A 17,236-nucleotide genomic window follows, 5' to 3' on the forward strand; every position below is an offset into this window, starting at 1 on the left:
TGAGTGAAGATCGGAACGATCCGGAGAGCGGGGCCGTCGTGCCCCGGCGGTCCCGCTGGGTGCGTGCGGCCTGCGCCGCGCTCGGCGGAGTCATCGCCGGGTTCTGCGCCCTGGCGGTCGCCGAGCTGGTGGCGGCGCTGGTGCGTCCCGAGGCGGGTCCGGTCACGGCGGTGGGCGGTGCGGTGATCGACCGCACTCCCCCGGCGCTGAAGGACTTCGCCGTACGGAACTTCGGGACCAACGACAAGCTGGTCCTGGAGCTCGGCATCCTGGCGGTCCTGGCGCTGTTCGCCGTGGCGGTCGGGCTGCTGACGCTCCGCCACCGGATCGCCGGGTCGGCGGCCGTGCTGGTCTTCGGCGCGGTCGGGGCGGTGGCGGCGATCGGCCGGCCCGAGGGCCGGGTCTCCGACGCCCTGCCCTCCGTGGTGGGTGCCGTGCTGGCCGCGGGGGTGCTGTACTTCCTGGCCGGACGGCTGTCCCCGGCCGCGGCCCCCTCCTCGGGGGAAGGGGCCGCGACCGGATTCGACCGGCGCGGGTTCGTCCTCGCGGCGAGCGCCGTTGCGGTGGTCTCGGCCGGGGCCGGGCTGCTGGGGCGGCGGCTCACCTCGGCCGTGCAGGCCGGGGCGGAGGCGTCCCGGCGCGATCTGAAGCTCCCCGCGCCTGCCTCGCCCGCCCCCGCCGTACCGGCCGGTGCGGAGCTGGACGTCCGGGGGCTGAGCCCGTTCGTCACGCCCAACAAGGACTTCTACCGCGTCGACACGGCCCTGGTCGTGCCGAGGGTGGACGCCGGGGCGTGGCGGCTGCGGATCCACGGCAAGGGCGTGACCCGTCCGGTGACGCTCGGCTTCGAGGACCTGGTGCGCCGTCGGGCCGTGGAGCGCAACATCACGCTGACCTGTGTCTCGAACGAGGTGGGCGGGCCGTACGTCGGCAACGCCCGGTGGCTCGGCGTCCGTCTGGCCGACCTGCTGCGCGAGGCGGGGGTGCGGCCCCCGTCCGAGGGCGGCCGGGCCGACCAGCTCGTGGCGCGTTCGGTGGACGGCATGACGATCGGCACCCCGGTCGAGGACGTCATGGACGGCCGCGACGCCCTGCTCGCCTTCGGCATGAACGGGGAGCCGCTGCCCTTCGAGCACGGCTTCCCGGTCCGGATGGTCGTCCCCGGCCTGTACGGATACGTGTCGGCCTGCAAGTGGATCAAGGACATCGAGCTGACCACCTTCGACGCGTACGACGCGTACTGGGTGAAGCGGTCCTGGTCCCGGCGGGCGCCCATCAAGACCCAGGCCCGCATCGACACCCCGCGCCCCTTCGCGTCCCCGAAGGCGGGCACGGTGGCGGTCGCCGGGGTGGCCTGGGCCCAGCACCGCGGGATCACCCGGGTCGAGGTCCGGGTGGACGGCGGCCCCTGGCACCCGGCGCGGCTCGCCGCCGGGGCGGGCCGGGACATCTGGCGCCAGTGGGTGTGGGAATGGCAGGCCACCCCGGGCAACCACACCCTGGAGGTCCGTGCGACCGACGGGACCGGCGCCGTCCAGACCGCCCGGCGCGCCGGCACCGTGCCGGACGGGGCGACGGGCCGGCACTCGGTGGTGGTCGACGTGACCTGATCCCCGCGGGCCCGCCGCCTCCCCCACGCCGTGCGCAGGTCCGCCCGGGCTTCGCGCACCCCCAGTCAACTACCGTACGCAATCAACCGGTTACCCAACAGGAGAACACCATGAAGGTCATCCACGCCCGCCGCGCCGCCCTCGCCCTCACCGCGGCGGCGATCCTGCCGCTGGCCCTTACGGCCTGCTCCAGCGACTCCAAGGACAGCGCGTCCGGATCGAGCGCCAGCTCCGCGAAGGCCCCCGCCTCGCCGTCCGCCGAGAAGTCCATGGACCCGGACAAGCCCTTCGGCCCGGCCTGCGCCTCGGTCCCGAAGAGCGGCGCGGGCTCCTTCAACGGCATGGCGAAGGACCCGGTGGCCACGGCCGCCTCGCACAACCCGGCCCTGTCCACCCTGGTCACCGCGGTCAAGAAGGCCGGCCTGGTCGACACCCTGAACAACGCCCAGAACATCACGGTGTTCGCCCCGACCAACGACGCCTTCGCCAAGGTCCCGAAGGCCGACCTCGACAAGCTCCTCGCCGACAAGGCCGCGCTCACCAAGGTCCTCACGTACCACGTGGTGGGCCAGAAGCTGACGCCGGCGCAGCTGGAGAAGGGCTCCTTCGAGACCCTGGAGAAGGGCGAGCTGACGACCTCGGGCTCGGACATGACGTACACCGTGAACGACTCGTCGAAGGTCGTCTGCGGCAACGTCCCCACGGCCAACGCCACGGTCTACATCGTGGACACGGTCCTGATGCCGCCCGCCGCCTGATCACACCCCCCGCGGTGGGCCACCGGCCCACCGCGGGGCCCCGGGCGGGCCGGTGCGGATCCTGCGGAATCCAGTCGACTTGAACCTACACATAAGCGACGGATAAGAGCAGAATGGACAGTGCGGGCCACTTCCCGCGTGTGGCGGTGACCGGGTCCGCATGATCCGAAGGGGACGAAACTCATGTCAAACGTCTCGCACGTCGGCCACGACATGGCCGGACACCCCGATGTATCGGAAATGAGCGACCGCTACGCCCGTGTGATGGGCGGCCGCGACGTGGCGCTGGTGGACGCACCGGTCTTCCTGGTCGGTCTCTACTGCGCCGTCTCTCCGTGGGTGCTGCACTTCACCACCTCGCAGTCCGCCCTGGTGACGCACAACCTGGTCATGGGCATCGCGATCGCCGTGCTCGGCCTCGGGTTCACGGCGATGCCGCAGCGGATGTACGGCCTGAGCTGGGCCATCTGCGCCATGGGTGCGTGGATGATCATCTCGCCCTGGGTGGTGGGCAGCAGCCCGGACACCGGCGTCATCCTCAACAACGTCATCATCGGCGGACTGACCGCCCTGCTCGGACTGGTCTGCGCGGGCGCGTCGATGAAAATGAGCCGAGGCGGCCGGTCCTAGCCGGTCCTCCCCCGGGGGAAGGAAACCCCGTACGAAAGCCGGCCGGCCCCGAAGGGATCCGGCCGGCTTCCGCGTGTCCCGGCCCGTGGCCGCGGGTCTCAGCCCAGCGAGCTGTACGCCACCACGCCCCGCAGCACCTCTTCGACCGCCTTGCGGGCGCTCCGGGCCACCGTGCTGTTCTCCCGCGGCGCGGCGGCGGCCACCTGGCCCAGCACATCGATGACCTGCTTGCACCAGCGCACGAAGTCGCCCGCCGGCATGTCCGCCTCGCGCAGCACCTCGTCCAGCGAGCGGCCGGACGCCCACATGTACACCGCCCAGGCGAAGCCGAGATCGGGCTCGCGCTGGCCGACCCCCTCCGCCTGGTTGATCTTGAAGTCCTCCTCCAGGGAGTCGAGCCGCCCCCAGATGCGGACCATCTCGCCCAGCGCGGTCTTCGCGGGCCCCGACGGCAGCTTCGGCGCCACCGCGTCGTCGGCCTGCCGCGCCTCGTACACCAGGGCGGAGACGCACGCCGCGAGCTCCGCCGCGTTCAGCCCCTCCCAGACGCCTGCCCGAAGGCACTCGCTCGCCAGCAGGTCCAGCTCGCCGTAGAGCCGGGCCAGCCGCTTCCCGTGCTCGGTGACCTCGCTGCCGCGCAGGTAGTCGAGCTCGGTGAGCAGGGCGACGATCCGGTCGAAGGTGCGGGCGATGGTGTTGGTGCGCCCCTCGATGCGGCGCTCCAGCTGCCGGGTGTCGCGCTGGAGCCGGTGGTAGCGCTCGGCCCAGCGGGCGTGGTCCTCGCGCTCGTCGCACCCGTGGCAGGGGTGGGCGCGCAGCTCGGCCCGCAGACGCGCGATCTCGCGGTCGTCGGCGGCGGGGGCACGCCCCTTGCGGTGCCGGTCCGGGACGATGTGCCCGGCCTTGGTCCGCAGCGCGGAGGCCAGGTCCCGGCGCGACTGCGGCGAGCGCGGGTTGAACGACTTCGGCACCCGCATCCGCTCCACGGCCTCCACCGGCACCGGGAAGTCGATCGAGGCGAGCCGCTTCACCTGCCGCTCGGCGGTCAGCACCAGCGGGCGGGGCCCGTCGTGGTACTCCATGCCGCGGTGCCCGTGCCCGTTGGTACGCCCGGCCGCGAGCCCGGGGTCGAGGACGAGCGCGAGGCCGGCGAACTTGCCGGTCGGCACATGGATGACATCGCCGGGCTTCAGCTTCTCCAGGGACGCAGCGGCGGCGGCCCGCCGCTGCGAGGCGCCCTGCTTGGCCAGCTCCGTCTCCCGGTCCTTGAGGTCGCGGCGCAGCCGCGCGTACTCCTCGAAGTCACCGAGATGGCAGGTCATCCCCTCGCGGTAGCCCTCCAGGCCCTCCTCGTTGCGCTGGACCTGGCGGGAGATCCCGACCACCGACCGGTCCGCCTGGAACTGCGCGAAGGAGGTCTCCAGGAGCTCGCGCGAGCGGTGCCGCCCGAACTGGTGGACCAGATTCACGGCCATGTTGTACGAGGGGCGGAAGCTGGAGCGCAGCGGATACGTGCGGGTGCCGGCGAGTCCGGCGAGGGCGCCCGGGTCCATGCCGCGCTGCCAGAGCACCACGGCGTGGCCCTCGACGTCGATCCCGCGCCGCCCGGCCCGGCCGGTGAGCTGGGTGTACTCGCCGGGGGTGATGTCGGCGTGCTGCTCGCCGTTCCACTTGACGAGCTTCTCCAGGACCACCGAGCGGGCGGGCATGTTGATGCCGAGCGCCAGCGTCTCCGTCGCGAAGACCGCCTTGACGAGGCCCCGGACGAACAGCTCCTCGACGATCTCCTTGAACCTCGGGAGCATCCCGGCGTGGTGCGCGGCGATGCCCCGCTCCAGGCCCTCCAGCCACTCGTAGTAGCCCAGGACGTGCAGGTCCTCGGACGGGATGGACGCCGTCCGCTCCTCCACGATCTCCCGCACGAGGCGGCGCTTGTCCTCGTCGTTGAGCCGGAGCCCGGCGTGCAGGCACTGCTGGACGGCGGCCTCGCAGGCGGCCCGGCTGAAGATGAACGTGATCGCGGGGAGCAGCCCCTCGGCGTCCAGCCGGTCGATGACCTCGGGGCGCGAGGGCGTCCAGATCCGGCTGCGCTGACGCCGCTCGCGCTCGCGGTCGGCCTCGCGGACCATCTTGCCGCGTCGGCGCTCGCGCGGGTTGTACCCGCGCTGGTTCTCCATACGGGCGAGGCGGACGAGGTCGGGGTTGACCTCGCGGCGGCCGGTGCCGCGGCCTCCGTGGTCGGTCTCCTCCTCGAAGAGGTCGTACATCCGTCGCCCGGCCAGCACGTGCTGCCACAGCGGGACGGGCCGCTGCTCGGAGACGATCACCTCGGTGTCGCCGCGCACGGTGTCCAGCCAGTCGCCGAACTCCTCCGCGTTGGACACGGTCGCCGAGAGGGAGACCAGGGTGACCGACTCGGGGAGGTGGATGATCACCTCTTCCCAGACGGCGCCCCGGAAGCGGTCGGAGAGGTAGTGGACCTCGTCCATGACCACGTGTCCGAGGCCGTTCAGCGCCTGGGAGCCCGCGTACAGCATGTTCCGCAGGACCTCGGTGGTCATGACGACGACCGGGGCGTCCGCGTTGACGCTGTTGTCACCGGTGAGCAGGCCGACCTTGTCGGAGCCGTAGCGCCGGACCAGGTCGGCGAACTTCTGGTTCGACAGGGCCTTGATCGGGGTGGTGTAGAAGCACTTGCGGCCCTGCTCCAGGGCGAGGTGCACGGCGAATTCGCCGACGATCGTCTTGCCCGAGCCGGTGGGGGCGGCGACGAGCACGCCCTTCCCGGCCTCCAGCGCCTTGCACGCCTCGATCTGGTACGGGTCGAGATCGAAGTCGTACATCTCGCGGAACGGCCCGAGAGCGGTCGCCTGCTCGGCCGCCCGGAGCCGGGAAGCCTGGTAGCGCTCAGCTGGTGAGAGGTCGTCTGTCATCTTGCTGTCGAGCCTACCCGCCACCTCTGACAGTGACGCGATCTTTAATCGCCCATGGTCCGGGCTCCGAGAACCCGTACCGCCTTCGGCACGCAGGTGGCGGTCAGCGGGAGCGCGCCGAGCGGTTCGCCGTCCGCGTAGGCGGTGACGCCGACGGCTTCGAGGGTGACCGACGAGGCCCGGTGCACGGTGACGACGGGGTGGCTGAGGTGCGTTCCCTTGTACACCCGGGGGAAGACCTTGAGCAGGGTCGTACGGCTGCACTCGCCGACCACCGTGATGTCGAAGAGCCCGTCGCCCATGTCCGCGTCGGCGCACATCCGCATGCCGCCGCCGTACGAGGTGCCGTTGCCCACCGCGACGAGCGTCGCCCGGAGCTCCCGGGGCGGCCCCCCGTCGAGGGTCATGCGGTACGTGACCGGCTTGAAGGCGGCCAGCTCGGCGAGGATCGCCAGGTCGTACTTGAAGCGGCCGCCCCAGCGCATCCGGTTGCCCCGGTCGTTGACCCGGGAGTCGAAGCCGGAGGCGAGCACGGAGCCGAACCAGCGCTCCCCGGCCCGGCCGAGGTCGGTCTCGCGCACCGGCGCCCGGCCCTTGAGCGCGTCGGCGGCGAGCCGTCCCGCCGCCTCCGGGTCGCGTATCGGCAGGTCCAGGGCGCGCGCGAAGTCGTTACCGGTCCCCACCGCCACCACGCCGAGCGGGGTGAGCGTCCCGGCGACCGCCTGGAGCGCCAGCGACATGAGCCCGTCCCCGCCGACGGCTATGAGCGCGCCGGTCCCCTCCGCGACCGCGTTCCGGGCCCGGCGCAGCGCGTCACCGGCGTCCTCGCCGAGGATCGTGCGTACGGAGAAGCCGGCCGCCCGCAACGCGGAAGCGGCCGGCTGCGCGGCTCGCGCGCCCCGGCCGCGTCCCGCGGTGGGATTGACGAAGAGGGTGATCTCGCTGGTCACCCGGGGACCCTACAAGGTCAGGTGATGTCGTCGTAACCGTCGCGCGCGGAGGACCGTCCGCCGTCGGACTGGCCGGGCACCGTCGGGGACGCCGACACCTGCTCCATGTCGCCGATGTCCTCGGGGGTGAGGTCCAGATCCGACGCCTCGTCGTCATCGAGGTCGGCGTCCGGGTTGTTCCGCTTCCGGCGCCGGTCGTTGGCCATGCAGACGCCGAGGGCGAGGTAGTAGAGCAGCACGATGGGCGCGGCCAGCGTGATCATCGTGAGCGGGTCCCCGGTCGGGGTCGCCACGGCGGCGAAGATCGTGATGCCCATGACCATCCAGCGCCACCAGGAGGCGAGTCGCTTGGCCGTGAGAATCCCGGTGAAGTTCAGCAGGACGAGCAGCAGCGGCAGCTCGAAGGCGAGGCCGAACACGACCACCATGCGCGTGATGAAGTCGAGGTACTCGTCGACCGGCAGCAGGGGCTTCGTGTCGTCGGGGGTGAATTCCTGCAGCACCGACGCGGTCTGCGGCATCAGCAGGTAGGCGAGGCTCGCGCCCGCCAGGAAGAGCGGCGCACCGACGCCCACGAAGGAGAGCGCGTACCGCTTCTCGTGCTTGTGCAGGCCGGGCGCGAGGAACGCCCACAACTGGTACAGCCAGACCGGGGAGGAGATCACCACCCCTGCCATGAGGGAGACCTTGAGGGCGATGGAGAACGGGGCGACGATTCCGTTCACCGTCATCTCGGCACACGGCTTGCCGTTGAGCTGCCTCGCCTCGCCATGGGCGCAGCCGACCGACTCCAGGATGGGCTTGATCAGGAAGGTGATCAGGTCCTGGTAGAAGAAGGCCGTGATCGCGGTGATCACGAGGATCGCCACAACCGCGATCAGCAGTCGGTTACGCAACTCTCGCAGGTGATCAGCGAGAGGCATCCGCCCCTCGCTGTCCTTCTCCTGCTTGCGGGCAGACTTGAGCAACCCACTTCCCTCGTCTCGTGCGGCGGCCGGCGGAAGAATCCGTCAGCGCGGTCAGCTCTGGGTGGTGGGCTTCGCTTCGCTCACCGGACGGGAGCTCGTGACGTCGCCGGGCGCGGCCTGGATCGTACGGGCGGCGGCCTGCGGGGCGTCGGCGGGGGCGTCCGTGGTGGCGGGGGCCGTCGGCTCGTCGTCCTTCTTCATGGCCTTGGCCTCGCTCTTGAGGATGCGGGCCGACTTGCCGAGCGAACGGGCCATGTCGGGAAGCTTCTTGGCGCCGAACAACAGCAGGATGACAGCGATGATCAGTACGATCTCGAGAGGCTTCAGATTGCCCATGATGTGCTTCCTTCTAGCTGAGGCGGCTGGAGGTGGGCTCGCTGCCCTTGAGTGGCGGATACACATCCGACCATTCGCCGGCAGCGATCGTAACCCGCGGGAGTAAACGCGAGGCAATGCCCGTGCATACTTTCGATAGCGGCCCGCACCTCCCTGCCTGGGCCGTCCTGCAGCAGCGTACCTCCCGGGCCTCCGAAACAGGAGGCCGCGTCCACGGGCCCTCTAGGGCCTGGCCTTCCCCGTCGCGGCGAGCCGTTCGGCCGCGCGTTCCAGGTCGTCGGCGGCGCGGTTGATGCGTTCCGTGGTGCGGGTCACCTGGTGGCCGAGGCGCTGGGCCTCGGTGAACACCCTGATGGCCAGCGTGCCGAGCACGGCGATTCCTAGGAATCCCAGGGCGATGGCGAGCATGGGCCAGAACATGCGCGAGGAGCCTTTCAGGAGCCGGTGTGCAGGCGCAGCGTGCGGACGCCGCCGTCGGTCAGGAGCTCCACTATCCGCTCCCCCGCCGGCTTACGGACGCACGCGGCGCAGTCGGGGCAGGTGAAGGAGTAGAACGTGGTGCGGCTGGTCGCGCCGATCACCAGCCGGAACTCCGCCGCCGCCAGCTCGAACCGCGCACGGCAGTCCGGGCAGGCGGCCTTGAAGCGCGCCGACTCCGGCACCGCCACGGTGGGTACGGCGGCGCGGCCCGGCAGCGCGGACAGGTGGCCCATGGGTGCGGCCGCCCCCTCAGGCCGTGCCGTCGTACGCGGCGAGCGCCGCCCGCGCCGCACTCCGCGCGCTTCCGGCCAGCTCCGGGGGCGAGACGATGCGCCCCTCCCGGCCGAGCCGCAGCGCGAGCCGGCGCAGCGAGGCCGGGTCCGGGGTGCGCAGGGTGATCCGCAGACCGCCGTCGGGCCGTTCCTCCGCCCGGTCGTGCGGGTAGTACTCGGCGACCCAGCGCCCGCCGGGGCCGACCTCGATCACGACCTCCGGGTCCTCGGCGGCCGGCTGGACGAGCCCCTCGGACAGGTCCCGCAGCTCCAGCTCGGGCGGGGCGGCGGGCTCGTCGAGGAGCCGGATCTCGGCGACCCGGTCGAGGCGGAAGGTGCGCCGGTCCTCGGAGGAGCGGCACCACGCCTCCATATAGGTGTGCCCGACGGCGAAGAGCCGGATCGGGTCCACCTCGCGCTCGGTGAGCTCGTCGCGGGCGGGCGAGTAGTAGCGCAGCCAGAGCCGGCGCCGCTCCGAGATCGCCCGGTCCACCTCGGCGAAGACGCCGCCCTCGGACTCGAAGGTGACCGAGAGCCGGGAGCTGGCGGCGCCCACCTCTCCGGCGGCGGTCTCCAGCTTGGCGGTGGCCCGCAGCAGCGCCTGCCGGTCGCTCTCGCGCAGCCCGGGCAGGGTCGCCACGGCGCGGGCGGCGACCAGCAGGGCCGTCGCCTCGTCGGCGGCGAGCCGCAGCGGTTCGGCGACGTCGTCCGCGTTGTGCCACCAGATGCGGTCGCCGTCAGTGTCGATGTCGAGCAGGTCGCCGCCCCGGAAGCTGGTCCCGCACATGGGCAGCACGTCCAGGTCGGAGATCAGCTCGTCCTCGGTGATCCCGAAGGCCCGGGCGACGTCCTGGACGTGGGCGCCGGGGCGCTCGCGCAGGTACGTCACCAGGGAGAGCATCCGGCGCGTCTGGTCGATGGCGTTCGTGGCCATGGAAGTCGGTCCCCTCAGTCCTTGGCCACGGCGCGCAGCCGGTCCACCACGTCGGCCCGCAGGTCCTCGGGTCCGGTGACGACGACGTCGGGCCCGAACTCCACGAGCCAGGCGTCCAGCCCGTGTCCGTACGGGATCTCCAACTCGTCCCACCCGTTCCCGAGTTCCCGGACCGACAGGGCGCGGGCGCGCAGCGGGTAGCCGGAGTCGGTGCGGAGCCGGATCAGGGCGGTCCGGGTGGCCGTCTCCCCGGCCCAGCTCTCCACGGTCTCGCGGACGGTGACCACGTCGGGCACCTCGGCGGTGAAGGCGCCGGCCCGGGAGCGCACCTTGCCGGTGATCCGGGAGAGCCGGAAGACGCGCTCGGCGCCGCGCTCGCGGTCCCAGCCGGCGAGGTACCAGTGGCCGCGCCAGCATTCCAGGGTCCACGGCTCGACCTGGCGCTGCTCGGGCTGGGCGGCGTTGGCCTTGCGGTAGTCGAAGGTGACCGGGCGGCGGTCGCGGCAGGCCAGCATCAGGGGTTCGAACGCGGCCTCGTGGACGGGGATGCGGGGTTCGAGGGCGCTGTGCACCTCGTACGCGTCCTCGGTCTCGGGCATCCCGGCCGCGCGCAGCTTCTGCAGCGCCCCGCTGGCCGCGCCGGCGAGGCGGGCCTGCTGCCAGACCTTGGCGGCCAGGCCGAGCGCGGCGGCCTCCTCGGCGTCCAGCGTGATGGGCGGCAGCCGGTTGCTGTCGCGGCGGGCGAGGTAGCCGGTGTCGCCGTCCAGGTTCTCCACGGTCTCGATGACCAGGCCGAGCTCGCGCAGGTCGTCCTTGTCGCGCTCGAACATCCGGTTGAAGGCGTCGTCGGAGGCCGCTTCGAGGTACGCCTCGATGGAGCCGCGCAGCTCGCGCTTGCTGAGCGGGCGCCGGGTCCCCAGCAGACACAGCGCCAGATTCATCAGCCGCTCGGCCTTGGCAATCGCCATCGGCGCCCTTTCCCTCGTGCTCTACGACGCTCGACCGTACCGCCCCGGGGTGTCCGGACAAAAGCCGGTGCTGTGGTGGGCAAGCGTTGCCCACCACGGCACCAGGGCCCGCACCTCGCGGTGCGGGCCCTGGTGCTGCTATGCGCGGATCAGACGGCGACCAGGTCGCAGACGAAGATCAGCGTCTCGCCCGGGGCGATCGCGCCGCCGCCGGCGCCGCGGTCACCGTAGGCGAGGTGCGCGGGGATGGTCAGCTGGCGACGGCCGCCGACCTTCATGCCCTGCACGCCCTTGTCCCAGCCCGCGATGACCTGGCCGGCACCGAGCTGGAACTGCAGCGGAGTGCCGCGGTTCCAGGAGGCGTCGAACTCCTCGCCGGTGGAGAAGGCGACACCCACGTAGTGGACGGAGACCGTCTGGCCGGCCTTGGCCTCGGCGCCCTCGCCCTCCCAGATGTCCTTGATCTCCAGGTCGGCCGGCGGCTCGCCACCCGGGAAGTCGATCTCGGGCTTCTCGATGCTCACTGACTTGCTCCTCTTACAGATGAACTGGGCAACCGGGACAGTCTTACATCTTCGCCAGGAGGTCCACGGCGAAGACCAGCGTGGAGTTGGCGGGCACGCCCGACTGCTCCTTGTCACCGAGGCCCTGGTCCGGCGGCACGACCAGCAGCACCCGGCTGCCGATCTTCTTGCCGACCAGGCCGTCCTTCAGACCCTTGAGGGTGACCTGCGCCAGCGGGAAGGTCTGCGTCTTGCCCGTGGTGTACGTGTTGTCGAACTCCTTGCCGTCCTTCCAGAGCTTGGCCACGTAGTTCACGACGACCGAGTCGGTCTCCTTGACCACGTCGCCCTTGGACTCCAGCACGTAGTTGGAGACCAGCTTCTTCGGCGGGGTGACCTTGCTCGGGATGGTCAGGCTCGGCGCCTTGCCGTCGGTGTTGGTGCCCACCTTCGGCAGGTCCATGTTGTCCTGGGCGACGGCGGTGCCCTTGGCCGAGGCCGGGATCTGCTTCGCCTTCAGGATGTCCACGACGAAGACCAGCGTGGCGTTCGGCTTGATGTCGCCCTGGCCCTGGGCCCCGTAACCGAGGTCCGGCGGGATGACCAGCTGAACCCTGCTGCCGACCTTCTGGCCGACCAGGCCCTTCTCCCAGCCCTGGATGACCATGCCTGCGCCGAGCGTCAGGTCGAACGGCTGCTTGCGGTCGAAGCTGTTGTCGAACGGCTTGGTGGAGTCGTACGCCTGGCCGAGGTAGTTGACCTGGGTGACGTCGCCGTTCTTCAGCTTCGCGCCGTCGCCCTCGCTGATGACCTTGGTCTTCAGCTCCTTGGGCGGCGTACCCGTGCCCTTGGCCAGGGTGGGCTTCTCGCCGAACTTCTCGCCCGCGGTGATGGCGGGGAAGCCGCCCTTGGAGGGGGCGGACGCGGAGGCGGAAGCGGAGTCGGAGCCCTTGTCGTCGTCGCTGCCGCAGGCCGCTGACGACAACAGCAGCAGGGGGACGACGAGAAGGCCGGCAAGTCGGCGCACTGGTTCCTCAGATCTCAGACGGCATATGTGGGGGACACGCCCCGGGGGTCCGGGGACCCCGCCACTCTAGGCCGTGCGAAGGGCCCCGTACGAGGAACGTACGGGGCCCGAGTCGCGCCGACGCCGGAGCGTATCCTGCGCCTCACATACCCGCGATCAGCTTCTCCACCCGGTCGTCCACCGACCGGAACGGGTCCTTGCACAGCACCGTGCGCTGCGCCTGGTCGTTGAGCTTGAGGTGCACCCAGTCGACGGTGAAGTCCCGCCGCTGCTCCTGGGCCCGCCGGATGAAGTCCCCGCGCAGCCGCGCCCTGGTCGTCTGCGGGGGCACCGACTTGCCCTCGAAGATCTTCAGGTCGTTGCAGATGCGGGCGGCCTGCCCCTTGCGCTCCAGCAGGTAGTACAGCCCCCGCCGGCGGTGGATGTCGTGGTAGGCGAGGTCTATCTGCGCGACCCGCGGATTCGACATGGTCATGTTGTGCTTGGCCCGGTACCGCTCGATGAGCTTGTACTTCATGACCCAGTCGATCTCGGTGTCGATCCGGTCGAGGTCCTCGGCCTCGATCGCGTCGAGCGTGCGGCCCCAGAGTTCGAGGACGCGCTCGACGTTGCCGGTGCGGATGCCGCGGCGGTCCACGAAGTCCACGGCCTTCTCGTAGTACTCGCGCTGCACCTCTATGGCCGACGCCTCCCGGCCACTGGCGAGGCGGACCTTGCGCTGCCCGGTGGTGTCGTGGCTGACCTCGCGGATCGCCCGGATCGGGTTCTCCAGGGTCAGGTCACGCATCACCGTGCCCGCCTCGATCATGCGGAGCACCAGATCGGTCGCGCCGACCTTGAGCAGCATGGTCGTCTCGGACATGTTGGAGTCCCCGACGATGACGTGGAGGCGGCGGTAGCGCTCCGCGTCCGCGTGCGGCTCGTCGCGGGTGTTGATGATCGGGCGGGAGCGCGTCGTCGCGGAGCTGACGCCCTCCCAGATGTGCTCGGCACGCTGGCTGACGCAGTAGACCGCGCCCCGGGGGGTCTGGAGCACCTTGCCGGCGCCGCAGATCAGCTGCCTGGTGACGAGGAAGGGAATGAGGATGTCCGCGAGGCGGGAGAATTCCCCGTGCCGGGCCACGAGGTAGTTCTCGTGGCAGCCGTAGGAGTTTCCCGCGGAGTCGGTGTTGTTCTTGAAGAGATAGACGTCGCCGGCGATTCCCTCCTCGTGCAGGCGGCGTTCGGCGTCGACGAGCAGGCCCTCGAGAATGCGCTCGCCGGCCTTGTCGTGGGTGACCAGTTCGGTCAGGTTGTCGCATTCGGGGGTTGCATATTCCGGATGCGATCCCACGTCGAGGTAGAGGCGGGCGCCGTTCCGCAGAAAGACATTGCTGCTGCGGCCCCATGACACAACACGGCGGAAGAGGTAGCGCGCCACTTCATCAGGAGACAGTCGGCGCTGTCCCCTGAACGTGCACGTGACGCCGTACTCGTTCTCCAGCCCGAAAATGCGGCGGTCCATGACTGAACATTACGCCTGATGGCCCGAGCTGAAACCGGGTTCGACGGCACCGTTTCGATCATTTTCCGACCCGTGCACCGCTACGGCGGTACGGGCGGGAGCCGCGAGTACCGATCCGGTGGCCAGGAGAACGAGCAGCGCCGCCACTCCACCGGCCCCCGCGACCGCGAAGCTCCACGCCGTCCCGCCCAGCTCGACGGCCGGACCGGCCACCGCCGTCCCCACGGCCGCGCCCACCCCGAAGGTCGTCACGAGCCACGAGAACGCCTCCGTCACCGTCCCCCGGGGCGCGTGCCGGTCGACCACGATGAACGAGCACGCGACGGCCGGGGCGAGGAACACCCCGGAGACGGCCGCCAGCACGGTCATCGCGACCGGGCCGGGCGTCAGCACCAGCGGCAGATAGCCCACCGCGAGCAGCGCCACGATGACCCGCAGCCGCCGCTCCGGCGCCCCCGCCCACTGCCGCGCCCCGTACACCACCCCGCCGAGCAGGGCGCCGAGGCCTAGCGCGGCCATCAGCCAGCCGTACACCGATTCCCGGCCCCGGTCGTCCGCGTACGCCATCGCGGCCACCGTGATCGAGCCCAGCGCCAGGCCCACGAAGAAGAACGAGCCGAGCAGCGCCAGGAGCCCGGGCGAGCGCAGCGCGCCCAGCCAGTGCGCCTCGCGCGGGGCGGAGCGCCAGGCCCGCGAGGGCTCCGAGAGCACGACCGAGAGCGCGCCGAGCACCCCGATCGCGTTGATGACCAGCAGCGCCGTGGCAGGCGACCAGAGGGCGACCAGGAGCGTCACGAGCAGGGGCCCCGCGGTGAACATGATCTCCTGCGCGACGGCGTCCATGGCGTAGGCCCGGTGCACCCGCTCCTCACCGCCCAGCACGCTCGGCCACAGCGCCCGCAGGCCGCCCTCCAGCGGGGGCGTGAAGAGACCGGCCACCGCCACCGCCGCGTAGGCGAGGGCGAGCGAGCCGGTCCCGGCCACGGCGAGGACGGCCATGCCGAGCGCGGAGACGACGGCGGCGGGCAGCTGGACGCGCGGCTGCCCGTACAGGTCCACCGCCCGGCCGAGCAGCGGCTGCCCGACCGCCGTGGCCAGCCCGTACACCGCCGCGAGCGCGCCCGCGATGCTGTAGCTGCCGCCCTCGGCCCGGACGAACAGCACGATTGCGATGCTCGCCGTGCCGTTCGGCAGCCGTCCCACCAGGGTGCCCGTCAACAGCCTGGCGGCGTGCCGCGCCCGGAGGATGTCCAGATATCCCGCGGCCATGTCCCGCCCCTCTCCCTCGGGTGCCTGTGCGGGCCTGCGAGGTTTTACGTATAACTTCCGGGTTCATACGTACCATGAGCCCGTCCGCAGGTCCACCTCACGGGCCTGAACCGAACGGCCCGGAGGCCCGCGTGACCAGCCCCGCACCCCCCGGCCCGCCCCGGCCCACCAGCCGTGACGTGGCCCGGGCCGCCGGCGTCTCCCAGGCCACGGTCTCGCTGGTGCTCGGCGACAAATGGCGGGGCCGGGTCTCCGAGGCCACCGCCGGCCGGGTCCGCGAGGCCGCCCGCGGCCTGGGCTACCGGCCGAATCTCGCCGCCCGCAATCTGCGCCTGGGCCGCACCCGGACGGCGCTCCTGGTCGTCCCGGCCCTCACCAACGAGTTCTTCGCCCGGGTGTACACCGGGGCCGCCGCGGTCGCCGCCGAGCACGGCTTCGGGGTCGTCCTCTACCCCTCCCCCGACGGCACCGGCCCGGCCCGCGACCCGTTCCCGTCGGCCCGGGCCGCGCTGGACGGGGTCATCGCCTCCTCCATGGCCGCCGACGCGCTCGATGCCCTGCACGGCGCGGACGTCCCCCTCGTGATGCTGGACAGCGACCCCTCGGCGCCCGGGCCCGCCGCCCGGGTCAACCTGGACATCGCCGACGGGATGCGCCAGGTGGCCCGCCATCTGCTCGCCCTGGGCCACCGGCACTTCCTCCACCTCGCCTCGGCCGTCGACACCTGGACCTTCGCCTGCCGGGCGGACGCCCTGCGCGAGGAGCTGCGCCGGACCCCGGGCACCGAGGTCCGCACGGTGACCGCCGCGCTGGACGTGCGGGCGGGGCGGGACGCCGCGGAACGCGCGCTCGGGCTGCCCGGGCCCCGGCCCACCGCGATCGTCTGCGACGACGACATCCTGGCGGCGGGCGCGTGCAAGGCGGCCCGGCGGTTCGGGCTGCGGGTGCCGGACGACGTCTCGGTCACCGGCTTCGACGACCTGGCCCTGGCCACGGCGGTGGAGCCGGAGCTGACCACGGTCCGGCTGCCCGCCGTGCAGGTCGGCGAGCGCGGGATGGCCGCCCTGCTGGCGGTCCTGGACGGGCGGGCCGCCGAGCCGGGCAGCCTGCCGGTGCGGCTGGTGGCCCGAGGCTCCACCGCCCCACCGCTGGCATGACGGAGCCCCGGTCCGCGTGGAGCGGGCCGAGGCTCGGCGGGGCGGGGGCGTTACTCCACGTCGCCGCCGGAATCCGTCGTGTCGGTGCTCTTCGGGTCCGTGGCGCCCTTCGGGTCCGTCGTGGCCGTCGGGCTGTCCGTGGACTCGCCGTCCTCCGCGTCGGACGGGGCATCGGTCGGAGTCGAAGCGGCAGCCTCCGCTTCGAGGAGCCGGGCCAGCTGCCGGCCGACGATCCGCTTGAACTTGCGCTGCTGCGGCCGCGTACGGTCCAGGACCGCGACCTCAAGGCGGTCGGCGGGGATCTCCCGCTCGTTGCCGTTGGCCTCGCGGGACAGCGCCTGCACCGCCAGCTTCAGGGCCTCGGCGAGGGACATCCCGTCGCGGTGGCGCTGGTCCAGGAAGGTGCTGATCTGCTCCGCGTTGCCGCCCACCGCGACCGAGCCGTGCTCGTCCACGATGGAGCCGTCGTGCGGCAGCCGGTAGATCTGGTCGCCCTCGGGCTCGGCGCCCACCTCGGCCACCACCAGCTCCACCTCGTACGGCTTCTCGGCCGCGCTGGAGAAAATGGTGCCGAGCGTCTGCGCGTAGACGTTCGCCAGTCCACGGGCCGTCACATCGTCGCGGTCATAGGTGTAACCGCGCAGATCGGCATAACGGACTCCGCCGATACGGAGGTTCTCGTACTCGTTGTACTTGCCGGCGGCGGCGAAACCGATCCGGTCGTAGATCTCGCTGAACTTGTGCAGCGCACGGGACGGGTTCTCGCCGACGAACACAATTCCGTCGGCGTACTGCAGCACAACCAGGCTGCGACCGCGGGCGATACCCTTCCGGGCGTATTCCGCCCGGTCGGCCATGGCCTGCTGAGGTGAGACATAGAACGGCGTCGACACCGGCTATCCGTCCCTTTCTGTCAGTGGCGGGAGCATCGAAGAAG

General features: G+C 71.7%; 17 protein-coding genes. 4 read left to right on the top strand and 13 right to left on the bottom strand.

Going from position 1 to position 17,236, the window contains the following annotated elements; translation table 11 throughout:
* Positions 1 to 59 precede the first annotated feature (59 nt).
* The 3 genes from OHS17_RS06130 (at position 60) to OHS17_RS06140 (ending at position 2,998) form a co-directional block, all read left to right on the top strand.
* Positions 60 to 1,610 carry a molybdopterin-dependent oxidoreductase gene (locus OHS17_RS06130; RefSeq protein ID WP_330315167.1) on the top strand — a complete coding sequence of 517 codons (1,551 nt, stop codon included), beginning with the start codon at positions 60 to 62 and terminating at the stop codon, positions 1,608 to 1,610.
* A 110-nt stretch (positions 1,611 to 1,720) separates the two neighbouring features.
* On the top strand, positions 1,721 to 2,368 hold the full coding sequence (locus tag OHS17_RS06135) for a fasciclin domain-containing protein (RefSeq protein WP_330311354.1): 648 nt from the start codon (positions 1,721 to 1,723) through the stop codon (positions 2,366 to 2,368).
* Positions 2,369 to 2,551: 183 nt separating this feature from the next.
* Positions 2,552 to 2,998 (top strand): SPW repeat protein, encoded by a 447-nt coding sequence (locus OHS17_RS06140; RefSeq protein ID WP_198957071.1) that lies wholly within the window; start codon positions 2,552 to 2,554, stop codon positions 2,996 to 2,998.
* Between the two features lie 98 nt (positions 2,999 to 3,096).
* On the opposite strand, the gene OHS17_RS06145 is transcribed toward OHS17_RS06140, so the two are convergent.
* From OHS17_RS06145 to OHS17_RS06200, 12 genes are all read right to left on the bottom strand, one after another.
* Positions 3,097 to 5,931, bottom strand: coding sequence for a DEAD/DEAH box helicase (locus OHS17_RS06145; protein ID WP_330311355.1), 2,835 nt, complete (start codon positions 5,929 to 5,931; stop codon positions 3,097 to 3,099).
* A gap of 44 nt (positions 5,932 to 5,975) precedes the next feature.
* Positions 5,976 to 6,881: a diacylglycerol kinase gene (locus OHS17_RS06150; RefSeq protein ID WP_330311356.1), complete on the bottom strand. Its 906-nt coding sequence runs from the start codon at positions 6,879 to 6,881 to the stop codon at positions 5,976 to 5,978.
* A gap of 17 nt (positions 6,882 to 6,898) precedes the next feature.
* On the bottom strand, positions 6,899 to 7,849 hold the full coding sequence (gene tatC / locus OHS17_RS06155; RefSeq protein ID WP_330311357.1) for a twin-arginine translocase subunit TatC: 951 nt from the start codon (positions 7,847 to 7,849) through the stop codon (positions 6,899 to 6,901).
* A 51-nt stretch (positions 7,850 to 7,900) separates the two neighbouring features.
* Complete coding sequence (gene tatA, locus OHS17_RS06160) at positions 7,901 to 8,188, bottom strand: Sec-independent protein translocase subunit TatA (protein WP_026171600.1); 288 nt, start codon at positions 8,186 to 8,188, stop codon at positions 7,901 to 7,903.
* 219 nt (positions 8,189 to 8,407) lie between these two features.
* Positions 8,408 to 8,605: a hypothetical protein gene (locus OHS17_RS06165; protein ID WP_073864441.1), complete on the bottom strand. Its 198-nt coding sequence runs from the start codon at positions 8,603 to 8,605 to the stop codon at positions 8,408 to 8,410.
* A gap of 14 nt (positions 8,606 to 8,619) precedes the next feature.
* Positions 8,620 to 8,898 carry a hypothetical protein gene (locus OHS17_RS06170; protein WP_018103752.1) on the bottom strand — a complete coding sequence of 93 codons (279 nt, stop codon included), beginning with the start codon at positions 8,896 to 8,898 and terminating at the stop codon, positions 8,620 to 8,622.
* Positions 8,899 to 8,914: 16 nt separating this feature from the next.
* Complete coding sequence (locus tag OHS17_RS06175) at positions 8,915 to 9,871, bottom strand: helix-turn-helix transcriptional regulator (RefSeq protein WP_018103751.1); 957 nt, start codon at positions 9,869 to 9,871, stop codon at positions 8,915 to 8,917.
* A 14-nt stretch (positions 9,872 to 9,885) separates the two neighbouring features.
* Positions 9,886 to 10,839 (bottom strand): helix-turn-helix transcriptional regulator, encoded by a 954-nt coding sequence (locus OHS17_RS06180; RefSeq protein ID WP_018103750.1) that lies wholly within the window; start codon positions 10,837 to 10,839, stop codon positions 9,886 to 9,888.
* 149 nt (positions 10,840 to 10,988) lie between these two features.
* The gene (locus tag OHS17_RS06185; RefSeq protein ID WP_330311358.1) at positions 10,989 to 11,363 is read right to left on the bottom strand and encodes an FKBP-type peptidyl-prolyl cis-trans isomerase; all 375 of its coding nucleotides are present in this window, start codon (positions 11,361 to 11,363) and stop codon (positions 10,989 to 10,991) included.
* 43 nt (positions 11,364 to 11,406) lie between these two features.
* Positions 11,407 to 12,369 carry an FKBP-type peptidyl-prolyl cis-trans isomerase gene (locus OHS17_RS06190; RefSeq protein ID WP_018103748.1) on the bottom strand — a complete coding sequence of 321 codons (963 nt, stop codon included), beginning with the start codon at positions 12,367 to 12,369 and terminating at the stop codon, positions 11,407 to 11,409.
* A 142-nt stretch (positions 12,370 to 12,511) separates the two neighbouring features.
* On the bottom strand, positions 12,512 to 13,873 hold the full coding sequence (gene pafA, locus OHS17_RS06195) for a Pup--protein ligase (protein ID WP_026171599.1): 1,362 nt from the start codon (positions 13,871 to 13,873) through the stop codon (positions 12,512 to 12,514).
* Positions 13,874 to 13,882: 9 nt separating this feature from the next.
* Positions 13,883 to 15,142: an MFS transporter gene (locus OHS17_RS06200; protein WP_330311359.1), complete on the bottom strand. Its 1,260-nt coding sequence runs from the start codon at positions 15,140 to 15,142 to the stop codon at positions 13,883 to 13,885.
* Positions 15,143 to 15,273: 131 nt separating this feature from the next.
* Here OHS17_RS06200 and OHS17_RS06205 point away from each other — a divergent pair, with 131 nt between their 5' ends.
* The gene (locus OHS17_RS06205) at positions 15,274 to 16,299 is read left to right on the top strand and encodes a LacI family DNA-binding transcriptional regulator (RefSeq protein ID WP_330311360.1); all 1,026 of its coding nucleotides are present in this window, start codon (positions 15,274 to 15,276) and stop codon (positions 16,297 to 16,299) included.
* Positions 16,300 to 16,349: 50 nt separating this feature from the next.
* On the opposite strand, the gene prcA is transcribed toward OHS17_RS06205, so the two are convergent.
* Complete coding sequence (prcA, locus tag OHS17_RS06210) at positions 16,350 to 17,192, bottom strand: proteasome subunit alpha (protein WP_330311361.1); 843 nt, start codon at positions 17,190 to 17,192, stop codon at positions 16,350 to 16,352.
* Positions 17,193 to 17,236: the final 44 nt, after the last annotated feature.

It is taken from the genome of Streptomyces sp. NBC_00523, from assembly GCF_036346615.1.
Classification (GTDB): Bacteria; Actinomycetota; Actinomycetes; order Streptomycetales; family Streptomycetaceae; genus Streptomyces.

What these genes read in the sequence shown, in the direction of transcription:
- OHS17_RS06140 (WP_198957071.1), top strand. Translation starts at nt 2,552, where the DNA reads ATGTCAAACGTCTCGCACGTCGGCCACGACATGGCCGGACACCCCGAT.
- OHS17_RS06165 (WP_073864441.1), bottom strand. Translation starts at nt 8,605, where the DNA reads ATGTTCTGGCCCATGCTCGCCATCGCCCTGGGATTCCTAGGAATCGCC.
- OHS17_RS06180 (WP_018103750.1), bottom strand. Translation starts at nt 10,839, where the DNA reads ATGGCGATTGCCAAGGCCGAGCGGCTGATGAATCTGGCGCTGTGTCTG.
- OHS17_RS06145 (WP_330311355.1), bottom strand. Translation starts at nt 5,931, where the DNA reads ATGACAGACGACCTCTCACCAGCTGAGCGCTACCAGGCTTCCCGGCTC.
- OHS17_RS06170 (WP_018103752.1), bottom strand. Translation starts at nt 8,898, where the DNA reads ATGGGCCACCTGTCCGCGCTGCCGGGCCGCGCCGCCGTACCCACCGTG.
- OHS17_RS06200 (WP_330311359.1), bottom strand. Translation starts at nt 15,142, where the DNA reads ATGGCCGCGGGATATCTGGACATCCTCCGGGCGCGGCACGCCGCCAGG.
- pafA (WP_026171599.1), bottom strand. Translation starts at nt 13,873, where the DNA reads ATGGACCGCCGCATTTTCGGGCTGGAGAACGAGTACGGCGTCACGTGC.
- OHS17_RS06175 (WP_018103751.1), bottom strand. Translation starts at nt 9,871, where the DNA reads ATGGCCACGAACGCCATCGACCAGACGCGCCGGATGCTCTCCCTGGTG.
- OHS17_RS06135 (WP_330311354.1), top strand. Translation starts at nt 1,721, where the DNA reads ATGAAGGTCATCCACGCCCGCCGCGCCGCCCTCGCCCTCACCGCGGCG.